Here is a 13268-nt window from a genome sequence, read left to right as displayed (position 1 = left end):
CCGATCAGGCAACGGCCGAACGGACGAAACCTGAAACCCCGTCAGCCCTCCCTGACCTGCTGATCAATACCTCTCACGCAGCGGGGGATCCTCACTGCTGGTTCGAACGTGATCGACCGCGCCCCGTACAGGAGGCCGTCACCGTACGAGTCCGGTATGAACAGGGACGTACGAATGTGAGGCGCGCCCTACCCTGGACGTGATGTGCGTCGCCTGCAGAGAGGGGCACGACCGTGTCGTCCGAAGCCACTTCCGATTCATCCCCAGAAGGCGTAGGCAGCCCCGCTCCGGAACCCATCGCGTTCGGCCAGCGCATGCAGGTGCTGCGCTCCCGCCGGGGTATGAGTCGCCCTGTCCTCGCCGGGCTGGTGGGCAGGTCACCGAGCTGGGTCAAGCAGGTCGAGAGCGGGCAGCTGCAGATGCCCAAGCTGCCGATGATGCTGCGGATCGCGGAGGCGCTGCGCGTCGGTGACCTCGCTGAACTGACCGGCGATCAGTCCCGGCCGGTCGCGTTGTTCGCCGGCCCCGGTCACGCGCGGCTCGCACAGGTGCGGGCGGCGATCGATACGTATCCCTTCACCAGCGTGTACGAGGCGCCGCCCACCGCGCACGTGGAGGCCCGCCTCGCTCACGCCTGGCGGGCGCGGCACGCGGCGGCCAACCACCGTGAGGTCATCGGTGCACTGCTGCCCGGTCTGATCCGTGATGCGCAGCTCGCGGTGCGGCAGTCCGAAACCTCGGCTGAGCGACGTGCCGCGCAGGCACTGCTCTCCCAGGCGTACAGCCTCAGTCAGTTCTTCCTCGCCTACCAGCCCGATGGGTCGCTGCTCTGGCGGGTCGTCGAGCGCGGCATGGTCGCCGCCATGGAATCCGAGGACCCGCACACCGTGGGGGTGGCCGCGTGGCTCGCCGCTCAGGCCCATCGCGACAGCGGCCCCGCACACTTCGACGCGGCCGATGCCGTGACCATGGAAGCCCTCGCTCATCTGGAGCCGCTGCTGGCGGACGCCGCCGACGACGTGCTCGCCATTGCGGGGGCCCTTCGTTTCGAGGCTGGGTACACCGCGGCCCGCCGCGGTGACAGCGGTAGCGCCTGGGGACACTGGGACGTTGCGCGCGCCATGTCCGCCCGACTTCCCGCGAGCTACTACCACCCGGTCACCTCGTTCTCCCGCGCCATCATGGGTGCGCACGCCGTGACCGTGGCCGTGGAACTGCACGCGGGCGGGGAGAGCGTGCGGCAGGCCGCCGCAGCCGACTCGTCCGCGATTCCTTCCCGGCCCAGACGGGCTCGGCACCGCATCGAGGAGGCACGCGGATACCAACTCGACGGCCAGCCGGAAGCGGCTTTGGCCGCACTGGGCAAGGCGTACGAGTCGGCCCCCGAGACCATTCGCTACAACGGATACGCACGCCGGATCGTGCTCGAAGAGACAGAGTCCAAGAGCGCGGCCCAGCGCCGCAGGGCCGGTGAACTCGCCGTGAAACTAGGTGTTCTGGCTGCCTGATCGACGCGTGGAGAGATAGGGACAGAAACTCTGCCCCGTCCGTGTGCCGGTGCCTCCTACGGTCGTGGTCGTACGCCCACCGCAGGGCCGGGAGCCCTTGCGGCTGCCCGAAACAGCGACCTCACGGAAGCAGGTCCCCTCATGCCGAATCCCACCACTCGCCTTCTGCCCTGGAAGGGCGCAGACGGCAGGACGTGTCTGCTGATCACCGATCGCGACGCCCCTGGCCACGTCTCCCGAGTTGCCGATCAGATCGAGGCCGTGCAACTCGGTATGGGAGTGGAACTGATCGGGCACGCGGAGGAGTTGCTGGCGGATCCGAAGACCGGGGCCGCTCAGGTCCGTTATCTGGCCGCCCGGTTGACCGAGGCGCTGAGGGATGCCGTACGCGTGGCGGTGAGCCGTGGGGACCGGCTGCGTGGGCCCGCCGAGCCGCCGCTGCCGACCCCACGGACCTGAGCGGCCTTCGCGGCATCACAGAAACGGCCCGCGACGAGATGACCGAAGTGGAGCACGCTCTCAGCCGTTGTCCGGGCCTGTGACGTGCCGGGGCCCCGTCAGGAGGGCCCCCGGCACGTGCGGCGAGGACCGCTCCGGGGGAACTGCCTCGCGGGAACCACCGGAGGCAGAGCCGGGCCGTCCCCTGCCGGCTACTTCTTCGGCAGCCACGCCTTCCAGACGGCCTTGTTCTCCTTGACCCACTTCTCGGCGGCCTTGTCGGCGCTCATCCTGTCGCCCGCGATCATGGCGGCGACCTCGTTCTGCTGGTCGGCGGTCCAGTTGAAGTTCTTCAGGAACTGGGCCGCGTCGCCGCCGTTCTTGGCGAAGTCGGCGTTGAGGTACTTCTGCAGCGGGGTCTTCGCGTAGCCGCAGGCGATCTTCTTCGTGTCCGCGTCGCAGCCCGTCTTGTACTCGGGCAGCTTCACCTCGACCAGGTCGAGCTGGGCGTTGAGCCACTGCGGCGTCCACCAGTAGCTGATGAACGGCTTCTTGGCCTTGTAGTTCTCCTTGATCTGGGTGATCTGGGCGGCCTCGGAGCCCGAGTAGACCGTCTTGTAGTCCAGCTTCAGATTCTTGATGAGCGCGTCGTCGTTGGTGGTGTACGACGGCGAGCCCTCCAGCAACTGGCCCTTGTCGCCGCTCTCCGCGGTCTTGAAGAGGCTCTTGTACTTGTTGAGGTTCTTCCAGTCGGTGATGTCCGGGTGCTCGTCCACGAGGTACTTCGGCACGTACCAGCCGATGTGGCCGGTGACGCCGAGGTCGCCGGCCTTGACGATGCTCTTCTTGTCGTCGACGTACTGCGAGACCTTCTTCGGCGCGCCGCCCCAGTCCTCCAGGATGGCGTCGGCCTTGCCGCTGCTGAGCGCGTCGAAGGCGACCGACTCGTCGAGCTGGGTCTCTTCTACCTCGGTGTCGAGCTCGTTCTCCAGGATGTACTTGGCCACAGCAGCGTTGGCCTCGGCACCGACCCAGGACGGGACGGTGATGGTGACCTTGCCGGAGCCGGAGGACGAATTCGTCTTGGCGGCACCGCAGGCGCTCAGGCCGATGACGGCCAGGACGACGGTGGTGGCCGCGACGGCCCGGCGGGCGTGATTTTTGTTCTTCATGGTGAGGGTGTCTCTCGTTTCGGTCGGGCAGGATGTCCTGCGCTGAGCGGCTGCGCTTCGTTGCCCGCTGCTTCGTTCCGGGCTGGACCGGGTTGGGTTGGGCCAGGCTGGGCTTCTCGTGCCGCCTGTGGGGTTCAGGAGCTCTCGTTCCTCGGCGCGCGACGCTGCGTGGTCCGGTCCAGGACGAGGCCGAGCAGGACGATGGCGACGCCCGCGGTCAGACCGACGCCGAGGTTGCTCTTCTGCAGGCCGTAGACGACGTCGTAGCCGAGCGCGCCGGAGCCGACGAAACCGCCCACGATGACCATGGCGAGCACCAGCACCACGCCCTGGTTGAGCGCGAGCATCAGCGCGGGCCGGGCCAGCGGCAGCTGCACCTGGCGGATCTGCTGGTACGTACTGGCACCCATGGAACGGGCCGCCTCCAGCGTCGAGGCGTCGACCTGGCGCAGACCCTGCACGGTGATCCTGATCACGGCAGGCAGCGCGTACAGGAAGGCGGCGGCGACGGCGGCGGACCGCCCCACATTGAAGAGAGCCACCACCGGGATCAGATAAATGAACTGCGGCAGGGTCTGCATCGTGTCCAGCACGGGTCGCAGTACGCGCTCCAGCAGGGGCATCCGGGCCGCCGCCACACCGATCACGAAGCCGGCCAGCAGGGTGAAGACCACACCGGCGATGGCCTGCGACAGGGTGTCCAGGGAGTGCTGCCACACCCCGATGACACCGACTCCGGCCATCGCGAGCGCCGCCGTGCACATCGCGCCCCAGCCGCCCGCCAGCAGAGCCAGCACCGCGGCCAGCAGCACCAGCGACCACCACGGCATGGCGGTCAGACCGTCCCGCAGCGGGTTGAGCACCCAGGTGGTGAAGCCGTCCGCCCAGGTGCGGGTGCCGCCCAGGACGGGCACGCCCTCGGCCAGGTGACCGGTGAACCAGTCGACCGCCTTGTTGACCGGTTCCGAGATGTCCACGACCCAGCCCTCGGGCCACTCGTCGACCAGCAGGGCCTTGCCGGCCCCGGCCAGAGCGGCGAACGCGGCGCCCACCAGGACCCAGCCGCGCCACCCGTGCAGCCAGGGCGAGGCGGTGTCCACGGCAGCCTCGCCCAGCCGGTGTCCCGCGGCCGCCGTCGTGCGGTCCAGCCAGACGGCAAGGAGCACGATCGGGACGCCCGCCGCGAGCGCCTTCCCGACGTCGACGGTCGACAGGGCCCGGAACACCTCCTCACCGAGGCCGCCCGCGCCGATCACCGAGGCGATGGTGACCATCGAGAGCGCCATCATGATCGTCTGGTTGAGGCCGAGCAGGATCTCCTTGCGGGCCAGTGGCAGCCGTGCGGTCAGCAGCCGCTGCAGCGGGCTCGCACCCAGCGACGCGGAGGCCTCCATGACCCCGGCGTCGGCGTCGCGCAGGCCGAGCGCGGTGAGCCGGGCCATCGGCGGCGCCGCGTAGATGACGGTCGCGATCAGCGCGGACGGCACGCCGATGTCGAAGATCAGCACGAGCGGCAGCAGATACGCGAACGCCGGCATGATCTGCATGGTGTCGAGGACCGGGCGCAGGATGCGCTCGAAACGGTCCGAGAGCCCTGCCCCGAGACCGAGCAGCGCGCCGATCACCGCGGAGACGGCGACCGAGACCGCCATGAGCGCGAGCGTCTCCATGGTGGCTTCCCACATGCCGAGCAGCCCGCACACCGCGAACACGCCGAGCGCGGTGGCGGCCGCCTTCAGGCCGCGCCGACCCGGGCCGCCGACCCGCCAGGCCAGCAGCACCGCGGCCGCGGTCACCCCGAACCAGCCGAGGCTCTCCAGGAAGCCGGTCACCGAGTCCACGGAGGACTCGGCCCAGTTGCTCAGGTGCAGCAGGAAGTAGAGGAAGACCGGGCTGGTGTCCCGGTTCTCGACGACCCAGTCGTAGGCGTGGTCGAGGGGCGTGGAGACGTCGACGGTCAGATCGGACGGCCAGCTCCCGCTGCCCCACAGGACGGCGCAGAGCGGAATGAGCACGACCATGGCGACGGCGAACGGCAGGAGCCTGCGGACGAGGCGATGCTGCGTCAGGGAGGGGGCCGCGACGGGCGCGGGCTCCTTGGACAGGTCGGTGGGGACGGGCGGCGGGGCGGGCGTGACGACGGCGCTCATGCGGCACACCCCCGGGTATGCGGGCGGACCGCCGGAAGGCGAAGGCTGCTCGGTATACGCATCAGGCCGCGACCTCCTCGCGGCCGAGGCCCGCGACGACCCGCAGCAGCCCCTCGTGGTCGACGACGCCCAGGCAGCGGCCGTCCTCCACCACACAGGCGGGGGCGCCGCTGCGGGCGACGGTCTCGATGGCGCAGGAGACGACCGTGTCCGGGGCGAGGGCGCCGGGGTGCCGGGGGCCGCCGCAGTCTCCGGCGCGCATGGCCGTGCGCACCGTGATGACCTGCTCGCGCGGTACGTCGCGCACGAAGTCCCGTACGTAGTCGTCGGCCGGGGAGCCGACGATCTCCTCCGGGGTGCCGAGCTGCACGATCCGGCCGTCCCGCATCAGGGCGATCCGGTCGCCCACGCGCAGCGCCTCGCTCAGGTCGTGGGTGATGAAGACCATGGTGCGGCCCTCCTCGCTGTGCAGGCGGATGACCTCCTCCTGCATGTCCCGCCGGATCAGCGGGTCGAGCGCACTGAACGGCTCGTCGAAGAGCAGCACCTCGGGGTCGACGGCGAGCGCCCGCGCCAGTCCGACGCGCTGCTGCTGGCCTCCGGACAGCTGGACCGGCCTGCGCTGCTCCAGCCCTTCGAGCCCGACCTTGGCCACCATCTCCGCGGCCTTCGCGCGCCGTTCGGCCTTGCCCATGCCCTGGATCTCCAGGCCGTACGCGACGTTGTCGAGGACGGAACGGTGCGGCAGCAGTCCGAAGTGCTGGAAGACCATCGAGGCGCGGTGCCTGCGCAGTTCCCGCAGCCGGTTCCTGTCCATGGCGAGCACGTCCTCGCCGTCGATCTCCACCGTGCCCGAGGTCGGCTCGATGAGCCGCGTCAGACAGCGCACCAGGGTGGACTTGCCGGATCCCGACAGGCCCATGACGACGAAGACTTCGCCCTTGCGCACGTCGAAGGAGACATCCCGCACGGCCGCGGTGCACCCCGTGCGGGCACGCAGTTCGGTCTGCGACAGCTCGGTGAGCTCCGGGTCGCCCGGGATGCGGTCGGCCTTCGGTCCGAAGACCTTCCAGAGGTTGCGGACGCCGAAGACGGTCGGCCGCCGCGTCACGTCCGACGACTCGGGTTCCTCGCCGAAACCGGGCTTCGCAGGGGTGCTGGTATCGCTCATCAGGCCTGACTCCTCTCATCGGAAGTCGCGTTCAGCAACTCCGCGCACTTCTCACCGACCATCAGGACCCCGATCATCGGGTTCACCGCAGGCATCGTCGGGAAGACGGACGCGTCGGCGATACGGATCCCTTCGAGGCCGCGGATCTTCAAGTCAGGAGCCACAACGGCCTGTTCATCGCCGGCGGCACCCATGCGGCACGTACCCGCCGGGTGGTACACGGTGTGCGCCACCTTGCGCGCGTACTCGCCGAGTTCCGCGTCACCGGTGACGTCGGGGCCCGGGCACACCTCGCGCTTCAGCCAGTGCGCCAGCGGCTCGGTCTTCGCGATCTCGCGCGCGATCCTGATGCCGTCGACGAGGGTGCGGCCGTCGTGATCGTCCTCGTCCGTGAAGTACCGGAAGTCGAGGGCGGGCTTGACCGCCGGGTCGGCACTGGTCAGGTAGAGGCGGCCGCGGCTCTTCGGCTTGGGGATGTTGGGCGTCATCGAGACGCCGAACTCCGGGCGCTCGTAGCCCAGTCGCTCCGGATTGTCCGTGAACGGGATCTGGTAGAAGTGGAACATCAGGTCGGGGCCCTGGTGCTCCGGATCGCGCTGTACGAACAGCCCCGCGTCACTGTCCATCGCGGAGTTCTCGGGGATCGGCCCGTGCGTCTCCCAGACGATCACCGACTCCGGGTGGTCGAGCAGGTTCTCGCCGACGCCCGGCAGGTCGAGTGCGACGGGGATGCCGAGTTCCTTCAGCTGCTTTTTCGGGCCGATGCCGGAGTGCAGCAGCAGCCGGGGCGAATCGACGGCGCCCGCGCACAGCAGCACCTCCTTCTTCGCCCGTACGAGGATCTCCTCGCCGTCCTTGGTGCGGACGTGCACGCCCTTCGCGCGCGTGCCGTCCAGCTCCAGCCTGTACGCCCAAGTCTCCAGGAAGAGACGGAGGTTGGGCCGGTTGCCCATGACGGGATGCAGATACGCGACCGATGCACTGGAACGCTTGTTGTTCTCCGGGTGGTACGCGAGGTCGAAGAAGCCGACGCCCTCCGTGAACGGCTTCTCGTTGAAGCCCTCCACGCGCGGCACCCCGAGCGCGGACCGGGCGGCGTCGACGAAGTCGCGCGCGATCGCGTTCCGGTCCTTCTCGTCGACCGGGACGATGTTGTTGAGGAGCCGCGCGTAGTACGCCTCCATCGGCACCGCGCCCCAGCCCTCGGCGCCCGCCGCCTCCCACTCGTCCCAGTCGGACGGCAGCGGCTTGAACGCGATGAGCGTGTTGTGGGACGAGCAGCCGCCGAGCACCCGGGCGCGGCTGTGACGGATGTGCGAGTTGCCGCGCGGCTGCTCGGTGGTCGGGTAGTCGTAGTCGAGCTCTCCACCGAGCAGGCCCATCCACCGGCGCAGGGTGAGGATGTCCTCGCGGTCGATGTCGCTGGGGCCGCCCTCGATGACGGCGACGGTGACGTCGGGGTTCTCGGTCAGACGGGAGGCGATGACGGAGCCGGCGGTGCCGCCGCCGACGACAACGTAGTCGTACTCTCGCTCGTTCTCGGTCTCAGGCATTGGGGGGGGGTACTCCTGTGTCGTACAAAGTGCTGCGCGTACGAAGGGCGCAGAGCGGGCCGGGGCGTCCTGGGCTCAGCCCGCGAACCACCGCACCGGCTTCGGCGCGAGGTTCTGGTACACGTGCTTGGTCTCGCGGTACTCGGCGAGACCGGCCGGGCCGAGCTCGCGCCCGACGCCGCTCTTGCCGAAGCCGCCCCACTCCGCCTGCGGGAGGTAGGGGTGGAAGTCGTTGATCCAGACGGTGCCGTGCCGCAGCCGTCCCGCGACGCGCCGGGCGCGCCCCGCGTCGGCGGTCCAGACGGCGCCGGCGAGCCCGTACTCGGTGTCGTTGGCGAGCGCGACGGCCTCGTCCTCGGTGCGGAAGGTCTCGACGGTGAGGACGGGCCCGAAGACCTCCTCGCGTACAACCCTCATCTCCCGGTGGCACCGGTCGAGGACGGTCGGCTCGTAGAAGTACCCGGTGGCGGGCCGTTCGGCGGACGGCTCGGGGCGCTTGCCCCCCGCCCGCAGCACCGAGCCCTCCTCCAGCGCGGAGGCGACGTACGCCTCGGTCTTCTCCCGCTGCTGCTCCGACACGAGCGGGCCGCACTCGACACCGTCCTCGGTGCCGCGCCCGAGCCGGATCCGGCTCGCCCGGCGGGCGAGCTCGGCGACGAAGCGTTCGCGTACGGACTCCTCGACGATGAGCCGGCTGCCCGCGGAGCACACCTGGCCGCTGTGGATGAAGGCGGCGTTGAGGGCCTGGTCGACGGCGGTGTCGAAGCCCTCGTCGGTGGCGCAGGCGTCGGCGAAGACGACGTTGGGGTTCTTGCCGCCGAGTTCGAGTGCGACCTTCTTGACGCTCACGGCGGCGGCCTGCGCGACCTTCGTACCGCTGATCAGGCCGCCGGTGAAGGAGACGAGGTCGACGTCGGGGTGCTCGGCGAGGCGGGCGCCGACGCAGTGCCCGGGTCCGGTGACGATATTGGCGACACCGGCGGGCAACCCGGCCTCGACGAGCAGGCGGATAAGCGCGATCGTCGTCAGCGGGGTGATCTCGCTCGGCTTGACGACGAAGGTGTTGCCGGCGGCGAGTGCGGGGGCGACCTTCCAACTGGCCTGCAGGAGCGGGTAGTTCCAGGGTGTGATCATGGCGCAGACGCCGACGGGCTCGTGCACGACGACGCTGTGGATGTCGTCGGACCCGGCGTCGACGACGCGTCCGCCGCCCTCTGCGACGACCAGATCGGCGAAGTACCGGAAGGCGTCGGCGACGCAGTCGATGTCGACGCGCCCTTCTTCGAGGGTCTTGCCCGCGTCACGGCTCTCCAGGAGCCCGAGCTCCTCACGATCCCTCAGGAGGAGGCCGGCGACGCGGCGCAGGAGGGCGGCGCGCTCGGCGACAGGGGTCCGGGGCCACGGGCCCTCGTCGAAGGCGTGGCGCGCAGCCGAGACGGCCGCGTCCGCGTCCTTCTCGTCACCCTCCGCGACCACGGCGAACGGTTCGGCATCGGCGGGATCGAGGATCTCGCGCGTGGCGCCGGAGGCGGCTTCACGCCACTCCCCGCCCGCGTGGATGGTCTTCTGCGCCTGTATTGCGGCTTGTCCAGCCATGATCGGTACTGCCTTCCGTTCCTGTTCCGCGCCCTTATGCCACGTCGGTGTCACCCTTCAGGGCCGTGGACACTTGCCCCCGAGTCCGGGATGCATGCACAGTCCGTGGCCAGAAGTGCGCTGTGTCACTGAAATGAAGGCCGGAAAGGCCGAAACGTACGCTGAAAAGCGACATGCGCCATGGAGGTGGATCAACGTCCCGCAGTCTGCGGATGTACGGCTCGGGGCGGCCGGGTGGGTCAGGTGGGTCAGGTGGGTCAGGTGGGTCAGGTCAGGATTGCAGGAGCCTCACCCTGACCCGGAAGTGGCCTACAGCCAGGGTTTGTTGGGGGAAAGCCCCGATAGCGGGCAGGGTCGGCCGGACGCGAGCATCGGTGCATGACGACGATACGGATGGCGACGGAGCGACGGGGCACGACGGCCAGGACGGTATTCCTCGCGGGACCGGCCCTGATGGCCGGGTACGGAGTGGTGCGGCTGATCGGGCGGGCCGTCAGTGATTACGGGCCCGGCGGGTGGTGGACGTCGGCGCATCTGCTGTTCCTGGCCGGGGTGCTCGTATTCGTGCCGGTGTTCTTGGGGCTGCGGAGGACCGCCGTGGTGCGCGGCGGCAAGCGGGTCGCCGTCGACGTGGCGGCCTGGGCCGGGCTGCTCGGGGCGGCGGCGGTGGCGGTCCAGGCTGTGATCGACCTGGCGGTCGGCTTCGTCGCGGAGGACAAGCAGGCCATGAGTGACATGTTCGGGAAAGTGCAGGACGTGCCCGGTGTGATGCCGTTGGTCTACACGGTGGTGCCGATGCTGTTCTGGTTCGGGCTGCTGGCCCTCTTCACCCTGCTCGCGTTCTTCCGCCGGGACCTGGTCCGGGCGTGGGCTCCGCCGCTGGTGCTGGCCGGGACCGTACTGATGGCCATGAGCCTGGACCTGCTGCCGGTCGGTGCCTTGTGCATCGGGGTGGCACTGCTGTCGGTGCGGCGCGGGCTGCCCGGGGGCGGGGAGCGGATGCGGCCGTCCGTCATGAGTCATGGGCGGTGAAAAGGGGTGAGTTTACCCACCTCCATCTCACGCCACACGCTCCGACGCCACATTTTGTTCGTCTATGCGGCTGAACTTTTGTTGATCTGTGGTCAGTTGAGGGGTCAAGGGGCCTACTCTTCACCAGGTGAACCAGTTGATGTCCCGCGATTCCGATGCCCAGCTGCCCGGGGACGAGGCGCTGCCCGGCACCCTGCCCGAGCCCTTGCGTGCCGAACTGATCGCCTTCCGGCGCGACTTGCACATGCACCCCGAGCTGGGCAACCAGGAGTTCCGTACCACCGCGGCCATCAAGGCCCGGCTGGAGAAGGCGGGGCTCGAACCCCGGGTGCTCGACACGGGGACCGGGCTGATCTGTGACGTGGGAAGCCGGGCCGGCGACCCGCGGCCCATGCTCGCTCTGCGCGCGGACATCGACGCTCTGCCCATCCCGGACACCAAGGCGGGCGTCCCGTACCGCTCCACCGTCCCCGACCGGGCGCATGCCTGCGGGCACGACATCCACACCACCTCGGTCCTCGGCGCCGGTCTCGTGCTCGCCGAACTCGACCGGCAGGGGCTGCTGCCCCGGCCGGTGCGGCTGATCTTCCAGCCGGCCGAGGAGGTGCTGCCCGGCGGGGCGCCCGACACGATCGCGTCCGGGGCGCTGGAGGGCGTCGGGCGGATCATCGGGGTGCACTGCGACCCGAAGGTGGACGTGGGGCGGATCGGGCTGCGGGTCGGGGCGATCACCTCGGCCTGCGACCGGCTGGAGGTCAGCCTCGACGGCCCCGGCGGGCACACCGCGCGGCCGCATCTGACCACCGACCTGGTCACCGCCGCCGCCAAGGTCGCCACCGAGGTGCCCGCGCTGCTGGCCCGCCGGGTCGACGCACGGGCCGGGCTCGCCGTCACCTGGGGGCGACTGGAGGCCGGGCACGCCTGCAACGTGATCCCGCAGCACGCCGAACTGTCCGGCACCGTGCGCTGCCTGGACCTGGCGGCCTGGCGGGAGGCGCCGGACCTGGTGCACGCGGCGATCGACGAGGTGGCCGGGATGCACCGGGCCAAGACGGTGATCAACTACGTCCGGGGCGTCCCGCCCGTCGTGAACGACGGCGACGTGATCGATCTGCTCGCCCGGGCGATGACCGCCCGCCGCGGATCGTATGCGATCGAGGACACCGAACAGAGTCTCGGCGGCGAGGACTTCTCCTGGTACCTGGAGCACGTCCCCGGAGCCATGGCCCGGCTCGGGGTCCGTACCCCCGGAGACACTGCCCGGCTCGACCTGCATCGCGGTGATTTCGACGCGGACGAGGAGGCGATCACCGTTGCAGTGGAGCTCTTCACCGCCTCCGCGTTGCTCGACGGCAACCATCCGTAACCGGTCAGGCCACCCCCGGTTCGCGACGATCCGATAACGGCTTCCGTACAGGGCTTTATCTGACATCTACGCGCGTTACGATCGCCGCGAAACCAGCGCCGGAAGAGGCGCTTCGGTCAGGTTTGAAGGAGCCTTCCCTTGCGCCGGGTATCCAAGATCACCGCTGCGTGTGCTGTCACTGCAGCTCTCGCGCTCACCGCCACCGCGTGTGGCGAGTCGTCCACCGAGAGCACCAGCTCCGACAAGGGCAAGATGAAGATCGGCATGGCCTACGACGTGGGCGGCCGGGGCGACAACTCGTTCAACGACTCCGCCGCGCGTGGTCTGGACAAGGCCAAGACCGAGTTCGGTGCCGAGACGAAGGAGCTCACCGCCAAGACCGGTGAGACCCCTGCCGACCGTGAGCAGCGCCTTGAGTCGCTCGCCGAGGGCGGCTACAACCCGGTCATCGCGATCGGCTTCGCGTACAAGGACGCGGTCGACAAGATCGCCCCCAAGTACCCGAAGGTCAACTTCGGTCTGGTCGACTCCGTCGCCACCTCCAAGAACGTCGACAGCATCGTCTTCACCGAGGAGCAGGGTTCCTACCTCGCCGGTGTCGCCGCCGCGCTGAAGTCGAAGGACGGCCAGGTCGGCTTCATCGGCGGTGTGGACCTTCCGCTGATCAAGAAGTTCGCCGCGGGCTTCCAGCAGGGTGTCCTGGACACCAAGCCGAAGGCCAAGGTGCAGATCCAGTACCTGTCCACCGGTTCGGACCTGTCTGGCTTCGGCAGCCCCGACAAGGGTGCGGCCGCCGCCAAGGGCATGCTCGACAAGGGCGCGGACGTCATCTTCGCCGCCGCGGGCGGCTCGGGTGCCGGTTCGATCGAGGCCGTCGCGGGCCAGAAGGGCGCCTGGTCCATCGGCGTCGACTCCGACCAGGCCCTCGACCCGTCGCTGTCGAAGTACAAGGACACGATCATGACCTCCGTCGTCAAGAACGTCGACGGCGGCGTCTACGACCTGATCAAGTCCGTCAAGGACGGCAAGGCGCTGACCGGCACGCAGACGTACTCCCTGGCCAAGGGCGGCGTCAGCCTGACCACCACGGGTGACCACCTCAAGGACATCCAGGCCCAGCTCGACGCTGCGAAGAAGAAGATCGTCGACGGCACCATCACGGTCAAGTCCACGACCTGATCCGACCCGTCGATCGGGGCCCGGGCGAGCAGCTTCGGCTGTTCGCGCGGGCCCCGATTCACGTACGGCTTCCCCGCATTCGCCGTAGCCGTACGCACACTGT

Annotated in this window: 10 protein-coding genes; 5 read left to right on the top strand and 5 right to left on the bottom strand. The window is 69.5% G+C overall.

Annotated elements, in window-relative coordinates:
• Positions 1-296: 296 nt before the first annotated feature.
• Together ACGFU7_RS04070 and ACGFU7_RS04065 are read left to right on the top strand one after the other, a co-directional pair.
• Entirely contained in the window at positions 297-1508 is a 1212-nt protein-coding gene (locus tag ACGFU7_RS04070) for a helix-turn-helix domain-containing protein (protein ID WP_393692851.1), read from the top strand.
• 141 nt (positions 1509-1649) lie between these two features.
• Entirely contained in the window at positions 1650-1967 is a 318-nt protein-coding gene (locus ACGFU7_RS04065) for a hypothetical protein (protein WP_393692108.1), read from the top strand.
• Between the two features lie 191 nt (positions 1968-2158).
• On the opposite strand, the gene ACGFU7_RS04060 is transcribed toward ACGFU7_RS04065, so the two are convergent.
• The 5 genes from ACGFU7_RS04060 to ACGFU7_RS04040 all read right to left on the bottom strand — a co-directional run bounded on the left by ACGFU7_RS04060 (position 2159) and on the right by ACGFU7_RS04040 (position 9588).
• Positions 2159-3118: an ABC transporter substrate-binding protein gene (locus ACGFU7_RS04060; RefSeq protein WP_393692106.1), complete on the bottom strand. Its 960-nt coding sequence runs from the start codon at positions 3116-3118 to the stop codon at positions 2159-2161.
• A gap of 134 nt (positions 3119-3252) precedes the next feature.
• The gene (locus ACGFU7_RS04055; RefSeq protein ID WP_393692104.1) at positions 3253-5268 is read right to left on the bottom strand and encodes an ABC transporter permease; all 2016 of its coding nucleotides are present in this window, start codon (positions 5266-5268) and stop codon (positions 3253-3255) included.
• Positions 5269-5329: 61 nt separating this feature from the next.
• Complete coding sequence (locus ACGFU7_RS04050; protein ID WP_393692102.1) at positions 5330-6439, bottom strand: glycine betaine/L-proline ABC transporter ATP-binding protein; 1110 nt, start codon at positions 6437-6439, stop codon at positions 5330-5332.
• Positions 6439-7992, bottom strand: a complete 1554-nt coding sequence (locus ACGFU7_RS04045; protein WP_393692100.1) for a GMC family oxidoreductase — start codon at positions 7990-7992, stop codon at positions 6439-6441. Before ACGFU7_RS04045 ends, ACGFU7_RS04050 begins: the two co-directional genes overlap by 1 nt.
• A gap of 75 nt (positions 7993-8067) precedes the next feature.
• Positions 8068-9588, bottom strand: a complete 1521-nt coding sequence (locus tag ACGFU7_RS04040; protein WP_393692098.1) for an aldehyde dehydrogenase family protein — start codon at positions 9586-9588, stop codon at positions 8068-8070.
• A 378-nt stretch (positions 9589-9966) separates the two neighbouring features.
• On the opposite strand from ACGFU7_RS04040, the gene ACGFU7_RS04035 reads away from it, so the two are divergent.
• From ACGFU7_RS04035 to ACGFU7_RS04025, 3 genes are all read left to right on the top strand, one after another.
• Positions 9967-10620, top strand: a complete 654-nt coding sequence (locus ACGFU7_RS04035; protein WP_393692096.1) for a hypothetical protein — start codon at positions 9967-9969, stop codon at positions 10618-10620.
• A 139-nt stretch (positions 10621-10759) separates the two neighbouring features.
• A complete protein-coding gene (locus tag ACGFU7_RS04030; RefSeq protein WP_393692094.1) occupies positions 10760-11986 on the top strand; it encodes an amidohydrolase in 1227 nt (408 codons plus the stop codon).
• A 138-nt stretch (positions 11987-12124) separates the two neighbouring features.
• Positions 12125-13165: a BMP family protein gene (locus ACGFU7_RS04025; protein WP_393692092.1), complete on the top strand. Its 1041-nt coding sequence runs from the start codon at positions 12125-12127 to the stop codon at positions 13163-13165.
• Positions 13166-13268: the final 103 nt, after the last annotated feature.

Origin of the sequence: Streptomyces sp. NPDC048473 (assembly GCF_043200155.1) — a bacterium.
Classification (GTDB): domain Bacteria; phylum Actinomycetota; class Actinomycetes; order Streptomycetales; family Streptomycetaceae; genus Streptomyces.
This window is presented reverse-complemented; position numbering and strand designations above follow the sequence as displayed.

What these genes read in the sequence shown, in the direction of transcription:
- ACGFU7_RS04040 (WP_393692098.1), bottom strand. Translation starts at nt 9,588, where the DNA reads ATGGCTGGACAAGCCGCAATACAGGCGCAGAAGACCATCCACGCGGGC.
- ACGFU7_RS04055 (WP_393692104.1), bottom strand. Translation starts at nt 5,268, where the DNA reads ATGAGCGCCGTCGTCACGCCCGCCCCGCCGCCCGTCCCCACCGACCTG.
- ACGFU7_RS04045 (WP_393692100.1), bottom strand. Translation starts at nt 7,992, where the DNA reads ATGCCTGAGACCGAGAACGAGCGAGAGTACGACTACGTTGTCGTCGGC.
- ACGFU7_RS04060 (WP_393692106.1), bottom strand. Translation starts at nt 3,118, where the DNA reads ATGAAGAACAAAAATCACGCCCGCCGGGCCGTCGCGGCCACCACCGTC.
- ACGFU7_RS04030 (WP_393692094.1), top strand. Translation starts at nt 10,760, where the DNA reads ATGTCCCGCGATTCCGATGCCCAGCTGCCCGGGGACGAGGCGCTGCCC.
- ACGFU7_RS04050 (WP_393692102.1), bottom strand. Translation starts at nt 6,439, where the DNA reads ATGAGCGATACCAGCACCCCTGCGAAGCCCGGTTTCGGCGAGGAACCC.
- ACGFU7_RS04065 (WP_393692108.1), top strand. Translation starts at nt 1,650, where the DNA reads ATGCCGAATCCCACCACTCGCCTTCTGCCCTGGAAGGGCGCAGACGGC.
- ACGFU7_RS04035 (WP_393692096.1), top strand. Translation starts at nt 9,967, where the DNA reads ATGACGACGATACGGATGGCGACGGAGCGACGGGGCACGACGGCCAGG.